Genomic DNA, 25,803 nt, shown 5'->3' with positions numbered 1-25,803 from the left:
ATTACACGCAGTAAATAAAAAATCCACTTAAGAAGGTAGGTGTTACATGTCCGAGCTTAATGAAAAGTTAGCCACAGCCTGGGAAGGTTTTACCAAAGGTGACTGGCAGAATGAAGTAAACGTCCGTGACTTCATTCAGAAAAACTACACTCCGTATGAGGGTGACGAGTCCTTCCTGGCTGGCGCTACTGACGCGACCACCAAGCTGTGGGACAGCGTAATGGAAGGCGTTAAACAGGAAAACCGCACTCACGCGCCTGTTGACTTTGACACCTCCGTTGCTTCCACCATCACTTCTCACGACGCTGGCTACATCAACAAAGCGCTTGAGAAAATTGTTGGTCTGCAGACTGAAGCTCCGCTGAAGCGTGCGATTATCCCGTTCGGCGGCATCAAAATGGTTGAAGGTTCCTGCAAAGCGTACAATCGCGAGCTGGACCCAATGATCAAAAAAATCTTCACCGAATACCGTAAGACTCACAACCAGGGCGTGTTCGACGTTTATACTCCGGACATCCTGCGTTGCCGTAAATCCGGCGTTCTGACCGGTCTGCCGGATGCGTATGGCCGTGGCCGTATCATCGGTGACTACCGTCGCGTAGCGCTGTACGGTATCGACTACCTGATGAAAGACAAATTCGCACAGTTTACGTCTCTGCAATCCGATCTGGAAAACGGCGTAAATCTGGAAGCGACTATCCGTCTGCGTGAAGAAATCGCTGAACAGCACCGCGCTCTGGGTCAGATCAAAGAAATGGCAGCTAAATACGGCTGCGATATCTCTGGTCCGGCGACTAACGCTCAGGAAGCAATCCAGTGGACTTACTTCGGTTACCTGGCTGCGGTTAAATCTCAGAACGGCGCAGCAATGTCCTTCGGTCGTGTATCCACCTTCCTGGATGCGTACATCGAACGTGACCTGAAAGCAGGCAAAATCACCGAGCAAGACGCACAGGAAATGATTGACCACCTGGTCATGAAACTGCGTATGGTTCGCTTCCTGCGTACTCCGGAATATGATGAACTGTTCTCCGGCGACCCGATTTGGGCAACCGAATCTATCGGCGGTATGGGCGTTGATGGCCGTACTCTGGTCACCAAAAACAGCTTCCGTTTCCTGAACACCCTGTACACCATGGGGCCGTCTCCGGAGCCGAACATCACCGTTCTGTGGTCTGAAAAACTGCCGCTGAACTTCAAGAAATTCGCCGCTAAAGTCTCCATCGACACTTCTTCTCTGCAGTACGAGAACGATGACCTGATGCGTCCGGACTTCAACAACGATGACTACGCTATCGCATGCTGCGTAAGCCCGATGATCGTTGGTAAACAAATGCAGTTCTTCGGCGCGCGTGCAAACCTGGCGAAAACCATGCTGTACGCTATCAACGGCGGCGTTGATGAAAAACTGAAAATGCAGGTTGGTCCGAAATCCGAACCGATCAAAGGCGATGTTCTGAACTTCGACGAAGTGATGGACCGCATGGATCACTTCATGGACTGGCTGGCTAAACAGTATGTCACCGCGCTGAACGTTATCCACTACATGCACGACAAGTACAGCTACGAAGCCTCTCTGATGGCGCTGCACGACCGTGACGTTATCCGCACCATGGCGTGTGGTATCGCAGGTCTGTCCGTTGCTGCTGACTCCCTGTCTGCCATCAAATATGCGAAAGTTAAACCGATTCGTGACGAAGATGGTCTGGCTATCGACTTCGAAATCGAAGGCGAATACCCGCAGTTTGGTAACAACGACGCTCGTGTAGATGACATGGCGGTTGACCTGGTAGAACGTTTCATGAAGAAAATTCAGAAACTGACCACCTACCGTGGCGCTATCCCGACACAGTCTGTTCTGACCATTACTTCTAACGTTGTGTATGGTAAGAAAACCGGTAACACCCCGGATGGTCGTCGCGCTGGCGCGCCGTTCGGACCAGGTGCTAACCCGATGCACGGTCGTGACCAGAAAGGCGCTGTCGCTTCTCTGACCTCCGTTGCTAAACTGCCGTTTGCTTACGCGAAAGATGGTATTTCTTATACCTTCTCTATCGTTCCGAACGCACTGGGTAAAGACGACGAAGTTCGTAAGACTAACCTGGCAGGTCTGATGGATGGTTACTTCCACCACGAAGCGTCCATCGAAGGCGGTCAGCACCTGAACGTCAACGTCATGAACCGTGAAATGCTGCTGGACGCGATGGAACATCCGGAAAAATATCCGCAGCTGACCATCCGTGTATCTGGTTACGCAGTACGTTTTAACTCCCTGACGAAAGAACAGCAGCAGGACGTTATTACTCGTACCTTCACGCAGACCATGTAATGGGTTTGACTGAAATTACGCCATAAAAAGCGTACAAAAAAGGCTCCATATCAGTGGGGCCTTTTTAATGACTTTTTATATAAGCATATTGCGACAACTCGACTTTTCACTTATAAATAAAGTGTTATTATGTGATCTATATATTCTTCTTAGAATAGCATCAATTTCTCTTTTATTATTTTGATAATCATCATAATCCTTATTTAATACATCAGAAAACAGCATGGTGTTAGTTTCTATTAAATCAGATGACAATGACGGTTTATATGCTTGTAGCAGATAGCTAAGTGTTGGATGAACCATATCAAACAGGACTTCCCCCTCTAATTCCCAGTAACCTATTTTAAAAAATTGGGTAGTAATATTAAAAGACCCCATTTGAAGACAGCGTAGTTTATTCTTCTCCTCTTCAGTAAGAGTACCATTCCATTCAACACATTCCATTTTTCGATCTTCTCCAGATCGCATAAGCTTATAAACTTCATCCTTAACGTCATCATCCTCATTAACTGCATCTTTAAGTTTATTAGCAAATCCTTCTAATAATTCTGGATAGCGGGCAATTTTTTCTCCATACTTAATACATACTTTAAAAAACAACTCTTCTTCATCTTCTTCCATCACTTTAAAAATACAGTTTTCTGAAACATTGAGGAGACGATGCAAATTACATTTATCAATAACCTTGCCATCAATCTCAAATAAAACTTGTGTCTGATTCATATCAAAACGCATAACAAAGCGGTCTTGTTGAGATGGATTAGCATATTGTTTTAATTGTGTAAAGGCATGTATCTTCTCCATGCCGGTTATATCAACATTAAGTTCAGCTTGATTTTCACGTTCACATCCATGGATGAGTGTATATAATACCTCCAGCACCTCTTGTTTTTTGTGTGTTCTGAAGCAGTCCTTAAATCTATCCCATACCCCCATGTATAGCGCTTCTTCTTTATCAGGACTCATCAAACGGGCTAGCCGTGAATGATTAATTTCATAGTTATGACGATTACCAAAACTTAACGTAACTGGCATAATAACTCCCTTGATTATTTACCGCGAAAGCAAGATCCAATCCGTTGCTCTCATTTTTTGATTAAAACCACACTCTATTTAAGAGATTGAATCAGCCTGGGTTTAGAAATGACATCAGATTTACACCTGATTGCGCGTTGAATGCGACGCCAGGCGCTGGACAGCGCATAACGTTCTTTGGACACATCTGAATTATGTTGAGAATTATTTTCGTTCTGACCACAACAAAACGGCGCCAACCATTCGAAAAAAGAGGCGGATCATAAACAGCAAAACCAGGACGCTATGGATGATACACTTGCAGTATGTATTGCGGTTTGGGCGTTAAACAGAGGTACCGGGCTGATGAATGAGCCAGAATTTCTGGCGGTGCGAGTTATGCAGCATAGATTTGCCGTATATTTTATACTGAATAGAGGTAAAATAGCTCCATTGCAGCACATTCTGGAACAGCCACACATTCTGTAGTCCAAAATTTACGCTCGCAGTACCGCTTTTTTACAGGATGCAACCCCCTTACCAGGGTGCTCAACATGCCCGGAATGTGTCCATAAACCCCATGTTATTTAGAGCTAGCCGAAGCGATATGAGTAACTTAACCGATTGTATTACAAATGAAAGTGTTGCAGTAACTGCTGATAAAAAGCCGGTTATTGGTCGCATTCACTCCTTTGAGTCCTGTGGCACCGTTGATGGCCCAGGCATCCGCTTTATTACCTTTTTCCAGGGCTGCCTGATGCGCTGCCTGTATTGCCATAACCGCGACACATGGGATACGCATGGCGGTAAAGAAATCACCGTTGAAGACTTAATGAAAGAGGTGGTGACCTATCGGCATTTTATGAATGCTTCTGGCGGCGGCGTGACGGCATCCGGCGGCGAGGCCATTTTGCAGGCAGAATTTGTACGCGACTGGTTTCGCGCCTGTAAAAAAGAAGGTATCCACACCTGTCTCGACACCAACGGCTTTGTGCGCCGTTATGACCCGGTGATTGATGAACTGCTGGACGTTACCGATCTGGTGATGCTCGATCTCAAGCAGATGAATGATGAGATCCACCAGAATCTGGTCGGTGTCTCCAATCACCGGACGCTGGAATTCGCGCAGTATTTATCAAAGAAAAATGTGAAGGTCTGGATCCGTTACGTTGTCGTTCCCGGCTGGTCTGACGACGATGATTCCGCGCATCGCCTGGGTGAGTTTACCCGCGATATGGGTAATGTCGAAAAAATCGAACTGCTGCCCTATCATGAGCTGGGCAAACATAAATGGGTGGCAATGGGCGAAGAATATAAACTGGATGGCGTGAAACCGCCTAAAAAAGAGACCATGGAACGTGTAAAGGGTATTCTTGAGCAGTATGGTCATAAAGTGATGTATTAATCGCCTGCTATCTTACCCGCTTTTAAACGGCTACTCATGACGGTAGCCGTTTTGCTGTCTGGATAACGCTCTTACCGCTAAAATACCCGACCCTGCCGTCAGACAGGCCTGGTTAACAATATTGCGCTTACCAGGAATTAAATACAGGAGTCGCTTATCTGCTGCTGAGTTGAAGGTCTGACAACTATTGCTGCCCCGGCGCCTGTTAATACCGTTGTCTCGCCTGGAACCCAGGCACCTGTGACCTTAAAAGGCGCTCGCCTGGCAGGAGCGCCGTGGAAAAGAACGTCGTTATGTGTTTCTACGCGCCAGCAGTGGGAAAATTAATCCCAACCCGACCAGGACAAAAGGCGTCACGATGTTCAACGTCAGCTGGAATGTCCACTCCGGCGTGAACGCCTCCATTTTGGGGAAAATACCGGTAAGGCAGGCAAACGCGGTGAAGGCGAAACACCATATTCCCACAGTTAACGCCAACGCCCGGTTGCGAATAAACACATATTCGGGTTTGTACTTTTGCGCCAGTCGAATGACGGCAATAAAGGCGACAAATACCCACAGATAGCGCAGCGGCATAACGACTGAATTGAGATTAAGCAGCCATTTGTACAGGTTGTTCATATCGCCGATGCCAAGCGTTGGCAACATAATCAAGATAGCGACCAACACTAATGTCAGCAAATAACCGTTAACTGGCGTACCTGAAGCGTTAGTACGGCATAAGCGCTGCGGGATATATTTACTGTCTGCATCACCCAGTAAGACTTTCAGTGGCGCATCAATAGAAAACACCAGAGCGGCGATTTGCCCCAGAGTATTGGCAATGGCATAAATCACCATTAATGAATTACCCATATGGTAATACTCACCCAATTTCTGGAATGCATAATATTGCCCATTAGTCATTAAATCGTCAGGTATATGCCGCGAATCAAACATCATTCCCATCGCCAACGAACCGAGGATAGCGCAGACCGCAACCATGACGGCTAAAAAGAGCATCCCCTTCGGAAATTCTTTTCCTGGATTCCGCGTCTGGTTGACATAAGGCGAGATCTTCTCTGCCCCACCAACCGCAAAGACCAACATAGAGATGGTGGTGATATAGGTAAAATCGATATGAGGAATAAATGACTGCCAGGTGATGTTAGTGGTCGCAATTTCAACGTTTGTAATTGCTGGCGCGGTCACTGCCATCACAACATATAAAATTGACATGATAAACATGGCAATTCCGGCCACAGACCCAACAACCTTTAGCGATTTCATCCCCCGGGAAGCAACCCACATAAAGAAAACAAACAATGCCAGCGTCAGCCCCTGCAAGGCAACGACGGTATATTCTTTTATCAACGAGCCGTCGCCTTTTAAAGCCCATCCCAATGCAATGAGTATCGCCTGCGGCTTTTGCGCCAGGTAGGGAATATGCACGACCCAATAAGTCCATGCCGCAAGGTAAGCCAACCCCGGCCCCATCGTATGCTTAATCCAGGTACTGACGCCCCCTTTTCCCTCTTTGAAGGTTGAGCCCAGTTGCCCCACGATTAAGGCATAAGGAATAAAATAGAGCGCAAAAATAAACACCCAGGAGAAGACAACCACTAACCCCTGGTTAGCATAGTTATTGACAACATTGCCGAATCCCCAAACGGTAATAAACGACATCAGGGCGATGTTGTACCATCGCAACTGTTTTTCCTGCACATTCGGCATAACGCGATCCTTCGTGAACACAATGCTATTACTATAAATGAAGCGGGGGATTATGCGCGGTAAAGACGAAGAGAGAAAATAGAGGAGCGCAAAATTATAACCTTCGGCACATTTTATTTTTCAGTAAAGCAAGAAAATTATGCAGGTCAATTATTTTACGTAAAACATAAACAAAGAGTATGCAAGACTCACGTCCTGCATACGATTCAGAGAACAGTTAGATGTGGGCGACAGGATTAGGCGTCTGGCCGGCGTTACGTAACAGCATCAGCAGATAAATAAACGATACGCTGGCGATCATAATAAACAGCAGATTATCTGAATAATTCTGCATTAACATCGCAGCAAAAGACGGCCCCAACAGGCTCCCTACCGTATAACTTAACAACAGTGCCTGGTTCATTGCCACAAGCTGGTGGTGTTCGACTTTTTCACAGGCCCAGGCCATTGCAACGGGATAAAGCGTAAAACCCGCCGCCCCCAGAATAAACAGAGCTGGCGCCATCGCCGCCTGGGTTAACATGGCAATACTACCGAGTATGACAACGAATACCTGTACGCGTAACACCAGCAAGCGACCAAATTTGTCCGCCAGACGTCCCATTGGCCATTGCCCCAAAATGCCGGCACTCACCAGCACCGCCATCCAGAAACCGATGCTGGCGTTAGCCATCCCCTGATGCTTCAGATATAACGGCATCAGGCCATATAATGAACCAAGAACAATGCCGGAAATAATACAACCATTCACGCCAAGACGCGCCTGGCGTAGCTTCAGCATGGCGCTAATAGAAGAGGAATGACGTGTCTGCGTTTGCTGATTTACAATTCGGGTAAAGAGTAGCGGCAGAATTCCCGCCAGAATCATTCCGGTCACCCAGGGAAGGACGTGCAGCAATTCACCAGATACTTTACTGACCAATAATTGTCCAAGGAAGGTCCCCATGTAATAGACCATCATATAGGCAGCCAGCAGGCGTCCGCGATTATGCGAGGTTCCGCTGCACATCAACGCGCTCTCGACAACCACCCAAATCATGGCGCAGCCGATACCGGCAATAAAACGCCAGCTCATCCAGCTCCAGAACCCCACCATCACCCCCAATCCGACACAACCCGTGGCGAAGATCAGCGAGGCAAGATAATAGCTACGGTTAAACCCAATGCGTTTAATTAAATACCCGGTAAATAACGTCCCGACCAGATTGCCGGTAAAATAAGACGAGCTGACCATCCCCACCTGCCAGGTAGGAAGGTTTGCCTGAGCAAGCCACAGCGGCACAAGCGTATTCAGTACCGCAATGGCCAGGGTCAACAAAAGTAGCCCGCACAGCAAAAGCATGACGGGACGGGTATAGGTGGACATGAATAAAAACCGTGAGGAAGTTCAAATTTCATGCGCATCATGCCATCGCCAAAAACATTGTCAATCGGCTCCGCATGGGCGATCCGCAAGTTTTGAGACTATCGATTTGATTTACTTATTCTGCGCGTGAATATATTGAAAGGCTAAAAATTCATCCCCTTGTTTTTATTGATCTAACCCGCAAAATCGGCGTTTTGTTCAGTCGAAAAATTTCATGGTTCCTTTAGCTTCGTTTTCTTCTCTATGGATTTATATGCGCCTTCTCCGCCCCGGTTATATTCCTTAGATTGATGGTGGCTAAAGGCGTATTCGGCCTGCACGTTCTGCAGGCCGAATGCGCGTCAACGCGTTAGCTGGCTACCGCCATGCCCACGGTCATATGCAGCCCATAGAATACGCCGCGGCCAATCAATTCCCCCGCCAGCATCAGAATGAAGGCGACAGAGAGCAACGGTACCGCAGGTTGATACCCTTTTAACTGTGGCACAATCCAGCAGCACAACGCCGCCGCAAGCAGCACCATACGCCAGGCCATCAGCGAACCATAATCCGGCACCAGAGCAGACGCCTGCTGAATGGAACTGTGAATCGTCGCCAGTTCCGCGCCCTGCATGGCCACCATAATGGCAATAATCACCAGCGCCAGCACCGACACCGCAGGCAACAGACGCATCGCCCAACCGTTCACGCCCGCGATGCGCAGCAGCAGATAACCCAGTAGCGGCCCCCCCATAAAGAGCGTCAGGAAGAAGCCCAGCGGCGTCCAGACGCTATACCAAGTCGGTACTGTATCGATGCTGTTATAGACGCGTACCATCATCCAGACGAAGACGACGCCCAGTACCATCGTGATAATCAACCAGAGTGTGCGCAGTGCCGGCGGCAGCTTTTTCAGCACCGCCAGCAGCCAGCCAATCCCGCCGACCGCAAAAAACACCGAGCCGCTGGCAATTTCATTGCTCAGTGCGGAAGCACCCACGCGGTTAAGCGAGTTAAACGCGCGCATCGGCGAGCCCAGATGCAGCATCGAGGCGATAAAGCCAATCCCCATCAGCACCCACAGACCAAACATACAGGCGATCACCCGCTGCTGCGTTTCCGCGCGCAGGTCGCCCTTCATCAGCGCCAGAGCCAGAACAATAAAACCACCGGCCACGCACTGACCAAAGACCGTGAAGATCATCAACGGCCATTCATGCCATCCACTTCCCATCTTATACCTCCTTCGGATTGGCCAGATAACCGGTAGTGTCCCCGGTCGGGCGGCTGTTGGCGTTGGGTTTAATCACAATATTCGGCTTCGTGAAATGCGCGCGCGGCAACGGCGCGACGGCAGCCAGCTCTCCGTGTTTTTTACGCAGTTCGTCTATCGGGCCAAAATCCAGCGCCCGCAGCGGGCAGGATTCCACGCAAATCGGTTTCTTGCCTTCCGCCACCCGGTCATAACAGCCGTCGCACTTGGTCATATGACCTTTGGCCGCGTTGTACTGCGGCGCGCCGTACGGGCAGGCCATGTGGCAGTAGCGGCAGCCGATACAGATCTCTTCGTTCACCACCACAAAACCGTCATCGCGCTTGTGCATCGCGCCGCTCGGACAGACTTTGGTACAGGCCGGGTCTTCGCAGTGGTTACAGGAGATGGAGAGATAGTAGGCAAAGACGTTCTGGTGCCAGACGCCGTTATCTTCCTGCCAGTCGCCACCCGCATACTCATAAATGCGGCGGAAGCTGACATCCGGGGTCAAATCTTTGTAGTCCTTGCAGGCCAGTTCGCAGGTTTTGCAACCGGTGCAACGGCTGGAATCAATAAAAAATCCATACTGGGTTGTCATCGGTTACTCCTTACGCCTTTTCAACCTGAACGAGGTTCGTATGTGACGGGTTCCCCTTCGCCAGCGGAGAAGGACGTTGGGTCGTCAGTACGTTAATACATCCGCCCTGATCCACGCGTTTTGTATCCGGGTCATACCATGCGCCTTCTCCCAGGGCGACCACACCCGGCATCATGCGCGGCGTCACTTTAGCCTCGATATGTACTTCGCCGCGATCGTTGAAGATGCGGACTTTATCGCCATTGTTGATACCGCGTTTCTGCGCATCCATTGGGTTAATCCACATTTCCTGGCGACAGGCGGCTTTCAGTACGTCTACGTTGCCATAAGTGGAATGCACACGCGCTTTATAGTGGAAACCCGTCAACTGCAGCGGGAATTTATCCGTTAGCGGATCGTTATAGTTTTCAAAACCTGGCGTGTAGATCGGTAATGGATCGATCACGTCGCCTTCCGGCAGCTCCCAGGTGGCGGCGATATCCGCCAACGCCTGTGAATAGATTTCAATCTTGCCCGATGGCGTTGTAAGTGGATTCGCTTGCGGATCTTCGCGGAAGTCTTTATAGGCGACATGGTGGCCTTCAGGGTCACGCTGTTTGAAGATGCCTTGCTTACGGAACTCCTCAAAGGTGGGCAGATTCGGAATGGATTTACGCGACTGTTCGTACAGATGACGCATCCACTCTTCTTGCGTCCGTCCTTCGGTAAACTGTTGTTCCACGCCAAGACGTTTCGCCAGTTCGCTGGTCATCTCATAAATCGTCTTACACTCGAAGCGCGGTTTAATCGCCTGGTCAGTGAAGATAACGTAAGACATGTTCCCACAGGAGGCATCCAGCGCAAAGTCCATCTGCTCAGAAGCAGTGCAATCAGGCAACAGAATATCGGCGTATTTTGCCGACGAGGTCATATGACAGTCGATAACGACGATCATTTCGCATTTCTTGTCATCCTGCAGGATTTCGTGGGTGCGGTTAATCTCAGAGTGCTGGTTAATCAAACAGTTGCCAGCATAGTTCCAGATCATTTTGATCGGCACGTCCAGCTTATCTTTACCCCGCACGCCATCACGCAGCGCCGTCATTTCCGGGCCGCGTTCAATGGCATCGGTCCACATAAACATGGAGATGCTGGTTTCAACCGGATTTTCCAACGTGGGCATACGTTCAAATGGTAGGGCATAAGACCCTTCGCGCGCGCCGCTGTTACCGCCGTTAATCCCAACATTACCCGTCAGGATCGCCAGCATCGAGATGGCGCGCGTGGCGATTTCTCCATTAGCATGACGTTGTGGTCCCCACCCCTGGCAAATATAGGCGGGTTTAGCGCTGCCGATTTCTCGCGCCAGCTTAATAATGCGATCCGCCGGGATACCGGTAATTTGCGCCGCCCACTCCGGCGTCTTCGCGATACCGTCTTTACCCTGGCCCAGAATATAGGCTTTGTAGTGACCGTTTTTCGGCGCGCTGGCAGGCAAGGTTTTTTCGTCATAACCGACGCAATATTTATCCAGGAACGGCTGATCGACCATGTTCTCGGTGATTAAGACATATGCCAGACCATTGACCAGCGCCGCATCGGTACCTGGACGAATCGGAATCCACTCATCTTCGCGACCGGCGCCGGTGTCGGTGTAACGAGGATCGATAATGATCATCCGCGCGTTTGATTTCTGCCGCGCCTGTTCAAGGTAATAGGTTACACCGCCCCCGCTCATGCGGGTTTCGCCAGGGTTATTACCAAACAACACCACCAGCTTACTGTTTTCAATGTCGGATGGACTATTGCCATCCGCCCAGCCGCCATAGGTGTAGTTCAGACCCGCTGCGATTTGCGCGGAAGAGTAATCACCGTAGTGGTTAAGATAACCGCCGCAGCAGTTCATCAGACGAGCGACCAGCGTTTTTCCCGGCGGCCATGAACGTGTCAAAGTGCCGCCCAGCGTTCCCGTGCCATAGTTCAGATAAATGGACTCGTTGCCATACTCTTTGATAAGACGCTGCATATTGGTGGCAATGATATCGTAGGCTTCGTCCCAGCTAATACGCTCAAATTTACCTTCGCCGCGCGCGCCGACGCGCTTCATCGGATACTTGAGCCGATCCGGGTTATAGACGCGACGACGCATAGAACGACCGCGCAGGCAGGCGCGAACCTGATGCAGGCCATCGTAATCATCGTTTCCGGTATTATCCGTTTCAACATATTTGATTTCGCCATCCACAACATGCATACGTAGCGGACAACGGCTGCCACAGTTTACCGTACAGGCGCTCCAGACGACTTTCTCGCCGGTTTTCGCCGGGCTTATTGCCTCTGCGGCGTTAGCGATGCGGGTAAATGGCAGGGTAAATGCGCTACTGGCCATCGCCAGGCCGCCTATCGCGGTGGTTTTGACTAAACCACGACGGCTCACCTCGGCTGCCAGCACGGCATCAGGGATCTTAGTTTTCATAAGGGCTCACTCTGCTGCTCACAATAAAAAAACAATAAAACGATGTATAGAATTTTATATAGCGATAACGTCGCTATAAAGTCTGATATATATCGAAAAAGTAGAAAAATAGTGTTAAAAACTGACCTTCATTCGAAATCAGTATTACCCCTAATAGGGTAGGGATTATTGTCCGGTATCAAACTGGCATAAAAAAAGCGCCCGAAGGCGCTTTTTAGAAGAGGAGAAAGCGAGGATTAGCCGATATATTCCAGTCCGTTCATGTACGGACGTAATACTTCCGGCACTTCAATGCGGCCATCAGCCTGCTGATAGTTTTCCATCACGGCCACCAGGGTACGACCTACCGCCAGACCAGAACCATTCAGGGTATGGACCAGACGGGTCTTTTTGTCGGACTTGCTGCGACAGCGTGCCTGCATACGACGCGCCTGGAAGTCCCAGACGTTAGAGCAGGAAGAGATCTCGCGGTAGGTATTCTGCGCCGGAACCCAGACTTCGAGGTCATAGGTTTTGCAGGCGCCGAAGCCCATATCGCCAGTGCACAGAATGATTTTACGGTACGGCAGTCCCAGTAGCTGGAGCACTTTTTCCGCGTGGCCGGTCATCTCTTCCAACGCAGCCATAGAATCTTCCGGGCGAACGATCTGCACCATTTCCACTTTGTCAAACTGATGCATACGAATCAGGCCACGGGTATCACGACCATAAGAACCTGCTTCAGAACGGAAACAAGGCGTATGCGCCGTCATTTTAATCGGCAGCTGATCTTCGTCGATGATTTCATCGCGTACCAGATTGGTCAGCGGAACCTCCGCCGTCGGGATCAAAGCATAGTTGCTGCTGTCTGCTTCTTCTTCCAGCGGACGGGTATGGAACAAGTCGCCTGCGAATTTCGGCAGTTGACCGGTGCCATACAGCGTGTCGTGGTTAACCAGATACGGCACGTAGTTTTCGCTATAGCCGTGCTGTTCCGTATGCAGATCCAACATGAACTGCGACAATGCGCGATGCATACGCGCAATCTGTCCTTTCATCACCACAAAACGGGAGCCGGTCAGCTTAACCGCGGCGGCAAAGTCGAGGCCGGAGTGCATTTCCCCTAAGGTGACGTGATCGCGGATTTCAAAATCAAACTCACGCGGGGTACCCCAGCGGCTGACTTCAACGTTGTCGTTTTCATCTTTACCTACCGGCACTTCATCCGCAGGCAGGTTTGGGATGGTCAGCGCGATATCACGGATCTCCGCCAGCAAGGTATCCAGCTCGGCTTTCGCCGCATCCAGCTCTTCGCCCAGTTTATTCACTTCCAGGCGTAAAGGCTCGATATCTTCCCCGCGCGCTTTCGCCTGGCCGATGGATTTCGATCGAGAATTACGCTCCGCCTGCAGGTTTTCCGTGTTGACCTGCAAAACTTTACGACGCTCTTCAAGAGCGCGCAGCTTATCTACATCCAGCTTAAAGCCCCGGCGTGCCAGTTTTTCAGCGACTGCGTCTGGCTCATTACGCAGCAGATTGGGATCGAGCATGCTTATCCTGTGCTTATCGAATAATAAAAGGAAACGCGATCAATTGATGATCGCCTCTGATTGTATTGATGAACGTAAACCGCGTTTACGTAATAGCGACGTTTTCGCCTTACCAGACCGACGACAGCAACAACGCATCCATTGCGCTATACCCGCGGACCTCATAAGCAACGTGCTATCAGGCATAACGAGATTCATCATCAACGCCATGATACCTGGAGCATCATATTTAGAGATAACCTTACCGCAACGTTTACACTAGCGGTAGCGTTTTGTGGGGCTATTTTGATCCTGTTCAGCCAGCCAGGCGAGCTTTTCGCCAATCTTGCCTTCCAGACCACGATTTGTCGGATGATAATAGCGCGTTTGCGCGATTTCCGGCGGGAAGTACACTTCACCCGCAGCATAGGCATTGGGCTCATCGTGGGCATAGCGGTACTCCTGGCCATAGCCCATCTCTTTCATCAGTTTGGTTGGCGCATTACGCAGATGGACAGGAACGTCATAATCAGGACGTTCGCGCGCGTCGGCCAGCGCAGCCTTAAAGGCGGTATAGACGGCGTTGCTCTTCGGCGCGCAGGCGAGATAAACGATAGCCTGCGCGATCGCCCTTTCGCCTTCAGCCGGGCCAACGCGGGTGAAACAATCCCACGCGGCAATGGCGACCTGCATCGCGCGCGGATCGGCATTACCCACATCTTCCGAGGCAATCGCCAGGCAGCGACGCGCCACGTACAGCGGATCGCCTCCCGCGGTAATGATACGGGCATACCAATAGAGGGCGGCATCCGGCGCGCTGCCGCGCACTGATTTATGTAAGGCGGAAATAAGATCGTAGAAGCGATCGCCTTTATTATCAAAACGCGCGCTGCGCTCGCCGGCGATCTCGGTCAACAAGGCGGGCAATAAAACGCGTTTGCCGCTGTCATCCGCCTCCGCCATGTCAGCCATCATTTCCAGCGTATTTAAGGCGCGCCGCGCGTCGCCATTGACCAACTCAGCAATCGCTCGCCGTGTCTCATCCGGTAACACGATATCCTGATCGCCGTAACCACGCGTTTTGTCCTGCATCGCCTGGTCCAGTACTTGCTCGATATCATCAGTGGTCAACGATTTCAGCAGATAGACCCGCGCTCGCGACAATAGCGCCGAGTTCAGCTCAAAAGAGGGATTTTCCGTGGTCGCGCCGATAAAGGTGATAGTGCCATCTTCGATATGCGGTAAAAAGGCGTCCTGCTGGCTTTTGTTAAAGCGATGCACTTCATCGACAAACAGGATGGTACGGCGACCAGCATTACGATTCTGGCGGGCGCGCTCGATAGCTTCACGAATCTCTTTTACCCCAGAAGTGACGGCGGAAATACGCTCGACATCGGCGCTGGCGTAGCGGGCGATCACTTCAGCGAGCGTGGTTTTCCCCGTCCCTGGCGGCCCCCATAAAATCATGGAGTGCAGATGCCCGGCCTCAATAGCGCGAGGCAACGGTTTACCTGCGGCCAGCAAATGCTGCTGGCCGATATACTGTGCTAAATTTTCCGGCCGCATTCGCGCGGCCAGCGGTTGAAACGTATTATCAGAAAAATCGAGCGACAGATTGCTCACTCATCGCCTCTACTTACGTTGGTCGTCTATCGTTACCCCTTGCGGCGGAGTAAACGTAAATTTTGACGGATCAACCGCGCCGTTTTGCTGGGATTTTAGCTGATAGGCGCTACGCTGATCGTCTTGTTCTACGGCGCTAAACTGGTGGATAGTCCCGTCGCGTCCCACATTGATGGTGAACTGTTTCAGATTGCCGTTGCTGGCTTTCGGCGTCAGCACAAAATTATCGCCATCCTGCTTAATATTATACTGCTGCCAGTCGCTGGCCTGGTTGCGGGCAATCAGCATAAACGGTGTATTTCCGGTGGCATCTTTCAACCACGTGGCGGTAGCCTGTTCTACAAACGGGTTATAGAACCATAACGTTTTGCCGTCAGAAACCAGAATACTCTCGTCAGGTTGCGTCATATGCCAGTTGAATAGATTTGGCCGCTTAACCCATAAATCACCCTGTCCCTCCTGCACCGCGGCACCGCTGCCATCGGTGACTTTTTGAGTAAAGGTGGCATGAAAGCTGCTCACTTTATCCAGACGGCTTTTCAGAGAGCTGGCGGCGTCAGCCCATACGCTGCTGGCTACAACGCTTGAAAGTAATGCACAGGCGATTGCCATTTTTTTCATCATTATTCCTCAGGTTTCGACACTCCCGACCAGGAGCTCCTTTTGCTTTCTATTCCAGGCCAAAAATCAGCATGAGGAAAGAAGAAAATACTGAATTTTGTTGCCGGATGGCAGCCTGCACAGCGCCATCCGGCTTACAGGTTTACTCAAAAGGCGGCGGAGCCAGCACTTCACGATTACCGTTATGCCCCTGAGCGCTGACAATACCCTGCGCTTCCATCTGTTCGATAATACGCGCCGCACGGTTATAGCCGATGCGGAACTGACGCTGAACGCCGGAAATGGACGCTTTACGCTTCTGGGTGACGAAATTAACGGCCTGATCGAATAGCGCATCTAATTCTTCGCCGCCGTCAAAACCGCCACCGCCACCTTCGCTTTCGCTGTCGGAGGTAATGCCATCCACATATTGCGGACGACCGCGCGCTTTCCAGTCCTGCACCACCGCATGGACTTCCTGGTCACGCACAAACGCCCCATGGACACGTACCGGCATGGTGGAGTTTGGTCCGGAATAGAGCATGTCCCCCATTCCCAATAGCGACTCAGCGCCACCCTGATCAAGAATGGTGCGGGAGTCGATCTTGCTGGATACGGTAAAAGCGATACGGGTTGGAATGTTGGCTTTAATTAAACCAGTAATCACATCGACCGACGGACGCTGCGTCGCCAGTACCAGGTGAATCCCCGCGGCGCGCGCTTTCTGCGCCAGACGCGCGATCAGCTCTTCAACTTTTTTACCGACGGTCATCATCAGGTCGGCAAATTCATCAACCAGTACCACGATATACGGGAGTTTTTCCAGAACCGGATGCTGAACATCCATACTGTCGCCCGGCTTCCAGTACGGGTCCGGAATCGGACGCCCCATGCGGGCCGCTTCGGCGATTTTCTCGTTATACCCAGCCAGATTACGCACGCCGAGCGCGGACATCAGCTTATAGCGACGCTCCATCTCATTGACGCTCCAGCGTAACGCGTTAGCCGCGTCTTTCATGTCGGTAACAACTTCTGTCAGCAGATGCGGTATACCTTCATAGACCGAGAGTTCTAACATTTTCGGGTCGATCATGATAAAGCGAACGTCTTCCGGCTGCGCTTTATACAGCATACTGAGGATCATGGCGTTAACCCCGACCGACTTACCGGAACCGGTCGTACCGGCCACCAGCAGGTGAGGCATTTTCGCCAGATCCGCCACTACCGGATCGCCCGCGATATCCTTACCTAACACCACGGTAAGCGGCGACGGATTCTCGCGGAATTTGGCGTTATCCAACACTTCGCGCAGATAAACGGTTTGCCGTTTCTTGTTCGGCAATTCCAACCCTACGTAAGGTTTGCCTGGAATGACTTCCACAACGCGTACGGCTACCGTTGACAATGAGCGCGCCAGATCCCGGGAAAGGTTGGAGATACGCGCTGCTTTAACGCCCGGGGCCAGATTCAGTTCAAAACGAGTAATGACCGGGCCTGGCGAATAGTTCACCACATCAGCTTTAATGCGGAAATCCGCCAGGCGCGCTTCAACCAGACGCGCCATTTGTTCCAGCGCAAAGGTATCTACCGGTTCAACTTCGCTCGGCGGCGGCGTCAAAAGATCTAACGAAGGCAGCGGCGTCGTCGGACGCTGCAATGGACGACTGTCGCCGTTACGCATCAACAGCGGGTGGATCAGGCTGTCTTGCGGCGCTGTCGGTTGCTGCGGCTGCTGGTACTGCGGCTGAGGCGCTACCGGCTGTTGCGGCTGCTGATACTGCGGCTGCGGCGCTACCGGCTGTTGCGGCTGCTGATACTGCGGCTGCGGCGCTACCGGCTGTTGCGGCTGCTGATACTGCGGCTGAGGCGCTACCGGCTGTTGCGGCTGCTGATACTGTGGCTGCGACGCTACCGGCTGCTGCGGCTGCTGATACTGTGGCTGCGGCGCTACCGGCTGCTGCGGCTGCTGATACTGCGGCTGCGGCGCTACAGGTTGCTGAACAGGCGTTGACTCGGGCATGACACCCGGCGTGAACAGCGGTTCGTGCGGACCTTCATCAACCAATACTTTCATTGGCGAGAAATCCAGATCGTCCAGTGAGAACGGCTGCGCGCCAGCGGGTTGCTCGCCGGAATAGCGCTGCTGTTGCGAAGCGGCAAACTGGCGGGCTAATTCAGCTTCCGCAGCGGTATCGTCATCTTCTGCCTGTTGCGTATCATGCTGATACGTCTCACCATAACGATGCTGCTGCGACTGCGCAAACTGACGGGCTAACTCGTCCTGATGCATTGCATCTATTTCTTCATCGGTTAGCTGCGCGCCCGTCTCGTACTGATTGCGCTCCGCCTCGCGGGCTTTTTCTTCTGCAATCCTCTGTGACGGCAGCTTAATACCGTACGATGCCAGTTCCCGTCGGGTCGGCACGCGAACGCGGTTCGGACGCGGCAGTTGCGGACCAATCCCCTCTTTCACCTGCGGACGCGGCGCGCCGCCAGTAGCCAGACTAAATGCAGGCGCAGCGGCCGCGGCGCCTGCTGCCAGGGCGCCACTCTTAATACCTGCGTCAAGCGACGCGGCGGCTACCGCTTCCACTGGCGGTATGGACGGCGCGACAGATACCGTAGGTTTGACCGGCACGTTCTCTTTTACCGGCTCCGGAATCGGTTGATACCATGCCGCCAGTTGTTCGCGCTCACGGGCGCGTTTCTCTTCCACCTCTTCAAAATAGTAAAGCGGAGGACGGGCGGGTCTGGTCTCTTCTGTGTCAGGTTCAGGCTCGGTGGCAACCGGCTGTTCGATAACCGGCGGCGGCATATGGGAAGGTTCAGCCGCTATCGGCTCCGGCTGATAAACCGGCTCCGGCTGATGGGTCGGCTCCGGCTGCCAGTGTTGTTCGGCATCCGGCGCCTGCCATTGCGGCTGTGTTTCCTGCGGCGCAAGAGAGTCATATTCTGCTGCGGTCGCTGGCGTCGCGGCGTATTGCGGCGCGGAAGCGACAGGCACAGGTTGCTGCCACGGCGCACTTTGCGCCTCTTGCGGTTGAGCATATTGCGGATGCGGCTGATACCCCTCCGGCGCAGGCGCGATAACCGGTTCGCCGGTTTGCGGCCCCGGTACGGGCTGCCACTCCACGGTCGGTTGCGCGACAACCGGCTCAGCCCCCGGCATGGGCGGCGTTTGCATTATGGGATCGGCGGACGCTGCCCACGTCTGGGTGACGGCGGTTGCAGCCGCAGCGGCGGCGACCGGTTCGGTGACAGAATGGCCGTTTAACAGCGGATCATATTCATCATATTCCGGCTGCGTCGCACGGTTGCCCGAAAACAGAACGTCGTCGGGATCGGCAGCGACGCCGCGCGCGCTATACTGAATGTCCTCGTCATCATCCATCCGTTTGCCGGAAAAGAGCGCGGCATCGGTCTGACGGCCCCGTGGATTGCTGAATTTTTCAGCCAGTCGCTTACGACGCGCCAACGCGCCGCGCAAAATACGCGCCCGGCGAGATTCACGCTGCACGCCGTCGGTTTCTTCATCGTATTCGTCATCATACTCTTCGTCGTCAACCCACGTATCATCACGCCGGGTACGGTTGCTGGCGAAGGTCAGTATATTAAGCAGCCAGCCACCTAATTTTTCGGCGATACTGACCCAGGACCAGCCGGTAAAGAGCGTCAGCCCGGCAGCCCAAATACAGAGAAGCATTATCGTTCCGCCGCTACTATGCAACAACGGCTGCAGCGTGGTGCTTAACAGGCTGCCAATTACGCCGCCGGAGGCGAAATACCAGATATCGTCGGCATTAATGGCCGCCAGACCGCAGGAAGTGAGAATCAGCGCCAGCACGCCGATAAGGCGTAGCGACACAGCAAAATAGTCGATGTAATCATCCGTAGACTGATGACGCCACGCAAACCAGCACCCGCCGACAATAATGACAGGGATGGTGTAGGCCATTACGCCAAAAATAAAGAACAGTGTATCGGCCAGCCACGCGCCCGGCGCGCCGCCTAAATTATGGATGGGTTCATGCCAGGCGGTTTGCGACCAACTGGGGTCCGAAGGGTTAAAGCTCAACAAGGCCGCCATCAACCAGACGGCAAAAAGGGCAATAAGTATCAACAACGCTTCCAGAAGTCGGCGCCCGCTGCTTAACTTCGTCAATGTGACGTCTTTGTCTTCAGTATATTCCTGGCTCAAAAAAGGCTCTCCAGGTTCCAGGCTTTTCCCGCCCGATGCTAAAACGGACAACAGCACCGGGTTGCCCCGGCACTGTTGCTGTATGGATTAACAGGAGTGTAATCAAACTACGGCGATTTTGCACCTGTTCCGTGTTAGCGTGTCTTAATAACCAGACGATTACTCTGTTTTACCTCTTCCATCACTACGTAAGTTCGGGTGTCGTTCACACCTGGCAAGCGCAGTAACGTCTCTCCCAATAGTTTTCGATACGCTGACATATCCGGTACACGGGTTTTCAACAGGTAGTCGAAATCGCCGGAAACCAAATGACACTCCTGAATCTCTTCAAGCTTTTGCACGGCGGCATTAAACTGTTCAAACACATCCGGCGCGCCGCGATTTAAGGTAATCTCAACGAATACCAGAAGTGACGCATCCAGATAATGCGGGTTCAACAGCGCCGTATAGCCCTGGATAAACCCCTGTCGCTCCAGCCGACGCACACGCTCAAGGCAAGGTGTCGGCGAAAGTCCTACTCGTTTAGAAAGCTCGACGTTGGAAATACGCCCATCCTTTTGCAGTTCATTAAGAATGTTACGATCGATACGGTCGAGATCTTTGCCAGGGCGCTTCTTGCTATCTACCATTATTATTGTCTCTCTGTATTCCTTCCCTACTCCTGCCTGACTCTACTCACATCACTGTTCAGAGTCGCTGCCCATCACAATAGACCGAAACCCAGAGGGATTAACGGCGCGCAATGCCTGGTCTATGGTGAGAAGACCGTTGCCTCGCGGCAGCTATCGACATCACGAATGGCGTCTGTCCACGCCATGCGTAGATTTCACTAGCCCGGTAAACATGGTATTTACATGCATGATTATGCAGCACATACATAACACAGTTTTTTTCTTCCTCGAATGTTTTCGCAAAACAGCAGGTGATTGTCAAAGCAAAACATCGATTTTTAGTACAACATGCCAGTTATTCATTAGAGAGGGCGGTAAACTGTCATTTCGTCACCTTATAAGTTACCGATTTTAATTAAAGTTTGTGATGATAACGCCGCTGTCGCGGTTGTTCATCGGTTCATGCTATTACACATATTGTTAACAAAATCGTTATGCTCTTTTTTTACGTCTGTAAATTCCCTACAATTCTGCTCATTGTCTGCCAACAACTATGGGGATCTCATGGGCACGACCAAACACAGTAAGCTGCTTATTCTGGGCTCAGGACCGGCGGGATATACCGCGGCGGTGTATGCCGCACGCGCAAATTTACAGCCGGTACTTATTACCGGTATGGAAAAAGGCGGTCAACTGACTACCACGACGGAAGTGGAAAACTGGCCCGGCGATCCAAACGATTTGACCGGCCCGCTGCTAATGGAACGCATGCATGAACATGCGGCAAAATTTGAAACCGAGATAATCTTTGATCACATCAACAACGTGGATCTGCAAAATCGTCCGTTCCGTCTGACAGGTGACAGCGCAGAGTACACTTGTGATGCGTTGATCATTGCGACCGGCGCTTCCGCGCGCTATCTGGGGCTGCCATCGGAAGAAGCCTTTAAAGGGCGCGGCGTTTCCGCCTGCGCAACCTGCGACGGTTTCTTCTACCGCAATCAGAAAGTGGCGGTGATCGGCGGCGGCAACACCGCGGTTGAAGAAGCGCTTTATCTGTCCAACATCGCTTCGGAAGTGCACCTTATCCATCGCCGTGACGGTTTCCGCGCTGAAAAAATCCTCATTAAGCGCCTGATGGATAAAGTCGAAAATGGCAATATCATTCTGCACACCAACCGGACGCTGGAAGAAGTGACCGGCGACCAGATGGGAGTTACTGGTCTGCGTCTTCGCGACACGCAGCAAAGCGATAATATTGAGACGCTGGACATCGCCGGACTTTTCGTAGCCATCGGTCATAGCCCAAACACGGCGCTCTTCGAAGGCCAGCTTGAGCTGGAAAATGGTTATATCAAAGTTCAGTCCGGCACCCATGGCAACGCCACACAAACCAGCATCCCTGGCGTATTCGCGGCGGGTGACGTTATGGATCATATTTACCGTCAGGCGATCACCTCTGCAGGTACGGGCTGTATGGCGGCGCTGGATGCTGAACGCTATCTCGATGGTCTGGCCGACGCGAGCAAATAGTTTTTACAAATCAGTAACAAAAGTAAAAAAGGCGACTATAAGTCGCCTTTATTTTTGCGTCGTTGTAACATTGCCCTGCCTGAAATTCCAATAACTCACCTGCTAAGCGTGCAATGAATAAAACCCGTCAAAAAGAGCTGACCCGCTGGTTAAAACAGCAAAGCGTAATCTCCCAACGGTGGTTGAATATTTCCCGCCTGTTGGGGTTCATGAGTGGCGTATTAATTGTCGCTCAGGCCTGGATCATGGCGCGTATCCTGCAACATATGATCATGGAGAACATTCCACGGGAAGCGCTGTTGCTCCCTTTTATCCTGCTGATACTGGTCTTTGTCCTCCGCGCCTGGGTGGTGTGGTTGCGCGAGCGCGTCGGTTTTCATGCCGGACAACATATTCGCTTTGAGATCCGCCGTCAGGTGTTGGAGCGTCTGCAGCAAGCCGGCCCAGCCTGGATTCAGGGCAAGCCCGCCGGTAGCTGGGCGACGCTGGTGTTGGAACAGATTGACGATATGCATGACTATTATGCGCGCTATCTGCCGCAAATGGCGCTTGCCGTTTGCGTACCGCTCTTAATCGTGGCGGCGATTTTCCCGTCAAATTGGGCGGCGGCGCTGATTCTGCTGGGCACTGCCCCGCTCATTCCCCTATTTATGGCGATGGTGGGGATGGGCGCGGCTGACGCCAACCGCCGCAATTTCCTGGCGCTTGCCCGGCTAAGCGGCCATTTTCTTGACCGTCTGCGCGGGATGGAAACGCTGCGAATTTTCGGTCGTGGAGAAGCGGAAACCGAGAGCATTCGCGCAGCATCGCAGGATTTTCGTCAGCGCACGATGGAAGTTCTGCGCCTCGCCTTTTTATCTTCCGGCGTGCTGGAGTTTTTCACCTCGCTTTCTATTGCGCTGGTCGCCGTTTATTTTGGCTTCTCTTACCTGGGCGAGCTGAACTTTGGTCATTACGGTACCGGTGTGACGCTCGCCGCCGGGTTCCTCGCCTTGATCCTCGCGCCGGAGTTTTTCCAGCCGTTACGCGACCTCGGCACGTTTTACCATGCTAAGGCGCAGGCGGTTGGCGCGGCGGATAGTCTGAAGACGTTTCTGGAAACACCCCTCGCCCACCCGGCGCGCGGCGAAGTTGAGCTGGCGGAAAACGAACCTGTAACCATTGACGCAGTCAATCTTATTATCACCTCGCCAGAAGGCAAAACGCTTGCCGGGCCGCTGAATTTCTCATTAGCGGCAGGAGAACGCGCCGTCCTGGTAGGACGCAGCGGTTCCGGTAAAAGCTCTCTGTTGAATGTATTATCCGGTTTTCTCTCCTATCAGGGCTCTTTGCGTATTAACGGTGTCGAGCTTCGCGATCTCTCGCCGGAATCCTGGCGCCAGCATCTCTCCTGGGTTGGGCAAAACCCGCAATTACCTGCGGCGACGCTACGCGAAAATGTATTACTGGCGCGCCCGGAGGCCAGCGAGCAGGAACTTTATGCCGCGCTTGACGCCGCATGGGTAAGCGAGTTTTTACCGCTGCTGCCGCAAGGAGTAGACACCCCGCTCGGCAATCATGCCAGCAGACTTTCCGTCGGCCAGGCACAGCGTGTAGCGGTCGCCCGTGCGCTACTTAATCCCTGTCAACTGCTACTGCTGGATGAACCGGCGGCAAGCCTGGACGCTCACAGCGAGCAACGCGTCATGCAGGCGTTAAAAGCGGCGTCAAAACGCCAGACCACATTAATGGTGACGCATCAGTTGGAAGATCTCGCCGACTGGGACGCTATCTGGGTTATGCAAGATGGCGCGATTGTCGAACAAGGCAGTTATGCCGAACTCAGCGCCGCCAACGGCGCTTTTGCGACGTTATTGGCTCACCGTCAGGAGGATATTTAAATGCGCGCGCTACTCCCTTATCTGACGCTTTATAAACGCCATAAATGGATGCTAACGCTGGGAATTGCGCTGGCAATCCTGACCCTGCTTGCCAGTATCGGGCTGCTGACGCTTTCCGGCTGGTTCCTGTCCGCGTCCGCTATCGCAGGCTTCGCGGGAATTTACAGTTTTAACTATATGCTCCCGGCAGCCGGCGTGCGCGGCGCGGCCATTACCCGTACCGCCGGTCGTTATTTTGAACGTCTGGTAAGTCATGACGCCACGTTCCGCGTGCTGCAACATCTGCGTATTTATACCTTCAGCAAACTTCTACCGCTCTCCCCCGCGGGTCTGGCGCGATATCAGCAAGGTGAACTGCTGAACCGCATCGTTGCCGACGTCGACACGCTGGATCATCTCTATTTGCGCGTCATCTCCCCGCTGGTCGGCGCTTTTGTAGTAATTATGATTGTCACCCTGGGGCTTAGCGTTCTCGACGTGACGCTGGCGATCACGCTGGGCGGCATTATGCTGTTGACGCTGTTTATTATGCCGCCGATGTTTTATCGCGCCGGCAAAAATACCGGCCAAAATCTGACACATCTACGAGGTCAGTATCGCCAACAGCTCACGTCATGGTTACAGGGCCAGGCGGAACTCACCATTTTTGGCGCCAGCAAACGCTATCGGGCGCAAATGGAAGCCACCGAATTACAATGGCATGAGGCCCAACGCCGACAGTCTGAACTGACCGCCTTATCGCAGGCGTTAATGCTGCTGATTGGCGCGCTGGCGGTGATGTTAATGTTGTGGATGGCCTCCGGCGGCGTTGGCGGCAATACGCAGCCCGGCGCGCTCATCGCGCTGTTTGTCTTCTGCGCGCTGGCGGCTTTCGAGGCGCTTGCGCCCGTTACCGGCGCATTCCAGCATCTGGGGCAGGTTATCGCCTCTGCGCTTCGTATCACTGAATTAACGGAGCAAAAACCGGAGGTGACCTTTCCGCAGGCAGAAACTCCCGCGCCGGAAAAGGTCACACTCACCCTGCGGGACGTTTCGTTTCGTTATCCCGACCAGCCGATTAATGCGCTCAATGCCCTCTCATTACAGGCTAATCCTGGCGAGCATGTCGCTATTCTGGGGCGTACCGGCTGCGGAAAATCAACGCTGTTGCAGCTACTCACCCGCGCCTGGGACCCGAAACAAGGCGAAATTCTGCTCAACGATCTTCCGCTATCCTCGCTGAGCGAATCCGCCTTACGCCGGACTATCAGCGTGGTGCCGCAGCGTGTCCACCTGTTCAGCGCCACGCTGCGTGATAATTTATTACTGGCGGCGCCCAATGCCAGCGACGAAGCCCTTTCCGACATGCTGCGTCGCGTCGGCCTCGAAAATCTGCTCGAAGATAGTGGGCTTAATAGCTGGCTCGGCGAAGGCGGTCGTCTGCTATCCGGCGGCGAACTTCGTCGCCTGGCCATCGCCCGCGCGCTGTTGCACGATGCCCCGTTGATGCTGTTGGATGAGCCTACTGAGGGGCTGGATGCGACCACCGAGAGCGAAATGCTGGAATTACTTGCCGATGTGATGCGCGAAAAAACCGTCCTGATGGTGACTCACCGTTTGCGCGGCCTGGCCCGTTTTGATCAAATCATCGTAATGGACGACGGGCGCATCATTGAGCGAGGCACTCATGCAGAATTGTTAGCCGGACAAGGGCGCTATTATCAGTTTAAACAACGTCTGTAAGCTATTATTGAACG

The 25,803-nt window shown here is 52.5% G+C and carries 16 protein-coding genes and 1 pseudogene; 6 read left to right on the top strand and 11 right to left on the bottom strand.

The genetic code is table 11. From position 1 onward, the window contains the following. Positions 1 to 46: 46 nt before the first annotated feature. Entirely contained in the window at positions 47 to 2,329 is a 2,283-nt protein-coding gene (gene pflB / locus J4650_RS18155; protein ID WP_001292799.1) for a formate C-acetyltransferase, read from the top strand. Positions 2,330 to 2,404: 75 nt separating this feature from the next. Here the strand turns inward: pflB and sopD2 are convergent, their stop codons facing one another. Then, positions 2,405 to 3,364, bottom strand: coding sequence for an SPI-2 type III secretion system effector SopD2 (sopD2, locus tag J4650_RS18150; protein WP_001145562.1), 960 nt, complete (start codon positions 3,362 to 3,364; stop codon positions 2,405 to 2,407). Positions 3,365 to 3,494: 130 nt separating this feature from the next. Here sopD2 and J4650_RS22885 point away from each other — a divergent pair. Beyond that, positions 3,495 to 3,832 (top strand): annotated as a pseudogene (locus J4650_RS22885) (cytoplasmic protein). 118 nt (positions 3,833 to 3,950) lie between these two features. Continuing rightward, on the top strand, positions 3,951 to 4,748 hold the full coding sequence (gene pflA, locus J4650_RS18145; protein WP_000067928.1) for a pyruvate formate lyase 1-activating protein: 798 nt from the start codon (positions 3,951 to 3,953) through the stop codon (positions 4,746 to 4,748). A 291-nt stretch (positions 4,749 to 5,039) separates the two neighbouring features. Here pflA and J4650_RS18140 read toward each other — a convergent pair whose 3' ends face one another. The 10 genes from J4650_RS18140 to lrp all read right to left on the bottom strand — a co-directional run bounded on the left by J4650_RS18140 (position 5,040) and on the right by lrp (position 20,672). Then, a complete protein-coding gene (locus tag J4650_RS18140; protein WP_001134264.1) occupies positions 5,040 to 6,461 on the bottom strand; it encodes an amino acid permease in 1,422 nt (473 codons plus the stop codon). 217 nt (positions 6,462 to 6,678) lie between these two features. Then, positions 6,679 to 7,827 carry an MFS transporter gene (locus J4650_RS18135; RefSeq protein ID WP_000109278.1) on the bottom strand — a complete coding sequence of 383 codons (1,149 nt, stop codon included), beginning with the start codon at positions 7,825 to 7,827 and terminating at the stop codon, positions 6,679 to 6,681. A gap of 349 nt (positions 7,828 to 8,176) precedes the next feature. Then, positions 8,177 to 9,040: a dimethyl sulfoxide reductase anchor subunit family protein gene (locus J4650_RS18130; protein ID WP_023993630.1), complete on the bottom strand. Its 864-nt coding sequence runs from the start codon at positions 9,038 to 9,040 to the stop codon at positions 8,177 to 8,179. Position 9,041: 1 nt separating this feature from the next. Further along, positions 9,042 to 9,659, bottom strand: coding sequence for a dimethylsulfoxide reductase iron-sulfur subunit DmsB (dmsB, locus tag J4650_RS18125; RefSeq protein WP_023993629.1), 618 nt, complete (start codon positions 9,657 to 9,659; stop codon positions 9,042 to 9,044). Positions 9,660 to 9,669: 10 nt separating this feature from the next. Next, positions 9,670 to 12,114 carry a dimethylsulfoxide reductase subunit A gene (gene dmsA / locus J4650_RS18120; protein WP_023203499.1) on the bottom strand — a complete coding sequence of 815 codons (2,445 nt, stop codon included), beginning with the start codon at positions 12,112 to 12,114 and terminating at the stop codon, positions 9,670 to 9,672. Positions 12,115 to 12,350: 236 nt separating this feature from the next. Next, positions 12,351 to 13,643 carry a serine--tRNA ligase gene (gene serS, locus J4650_RS18115; RefSeq protein WP_000886697.1) on the bottom strand — a complete coding sequence of 431 codons (1,293 nt, stop codon included), beginning with the start codon at positions 13,641 to 13,643 and terminating at the stop codon, positions 12,351 to 12,353. Between the two features lie 258 nt (positions 13,644 to 13,901). Beyond that, complete coding sequence (rarA, locus tag J4650_RS18110) at positions 13,902 to 15,245, bottom strand: replication-associated recombination protein RarA (protein WP_000067785.1); 1,344 nt, start codon at positions 15,243 to 15,245, stop codon at positions 13,902 to 13,904. Between the two features lie 9 nt (positions 15,246 to 15,254). Then, positions 15,255 to 15,866, bottom strand: a complete 612-nt coding sequence (lolA, locus tag J4650_RS18105; protein WP_001519746.1) for an outer membrane lipoprotein chaperone LolA — start codon at positions 15,864 to 15,866, stop codon at positions 15,255 to 15,257. 142 nt (positions 15,867 to 16,008) lie between these two features. Then, a complete protein-coding gene (ftsK, locus tag J4650_RS18100) occupies positions 16,009 to 20,043 on the bottom strand; it encodes a DNA translocase FtsK (RefSeq protein WP_039512103.1) in 4,035 nt (1,344 codons plus the stop codon). A 134-nt stretch (positions 20,044 to 20,177) separates the two neighbouring features. After that, positions 20,178 to 20,672, bottom strand: coding sequence for a leucine-responsive transcriptional regulator Lrp (gene lrp, locus J4650_RS18095; protein WP_000228469.1), 495 nt, complete (start codon positions 20,670 to 20,672; stop codon positions 20,178 to 20,180). A gap of 546 nt (positions 20,673 to 21,218) precedes the next feature. Here lrp and trxB point away from each other — a divergent pair. The 3 genes from trxB (at position 21,219) to cydC (ending at position 25,789) form a co-directional block, all read left to right on the top strand. Beyond that, on the top strand, positions 21,219 to 22,187 hold the full coding sequence (gene trxB, locus J4650_RS18090) for a thioredoxin-disulfide reductase (RefSeq protein ID WP_000537407.1): 969 nt from the start codon (positions 21,219 to 21,221) through the stop codon (positions 22,185 to 22,187). A gap of 113 nt (positions 22,188 to 22,300) precedes the next feature. Continuing rightward, positions 22,301 to 24,067, top strand: coding sequence for a cysteine/glutathione ABC transporter permease/ATP-binding protein CydD (gene cydD / locus J4650_RS18085; protein WP_023993627.1), 1,767 nt, complete (start codon positions 22,301 to 22,303; stop codon positions 24,065 to 24,067). Next, positions 24,068 to 25,789, top strand: coding sequence for a cysteine/glutathione ABC transporter ATP-binding protein/permease CydC (gene cydC / locus J4650_RS18080; protein WP_023993626.1), 1,722 nt, complete (start codon positions 24,068 to 24,070; stop codon positions 25,787 to 25,789). Positions 25,790 to 25,803: the final 14 nt, after the last annotated feature.

This window comes from Salmonella sp. 32120201201600049SM (assembly GCF_017572835.1).
Lineage (GTDB): Bacteria > Pseudomonadota > Gammaproteobacteria > Enterobacterales > Enterobacteriaceae > Salmonella > Salmonella enterica.
The sequence above is the reverse complement of the archived record's forward strand: the minus strand, read 5'-3'. Positions and strand labels throughout refer to the sequence as shown.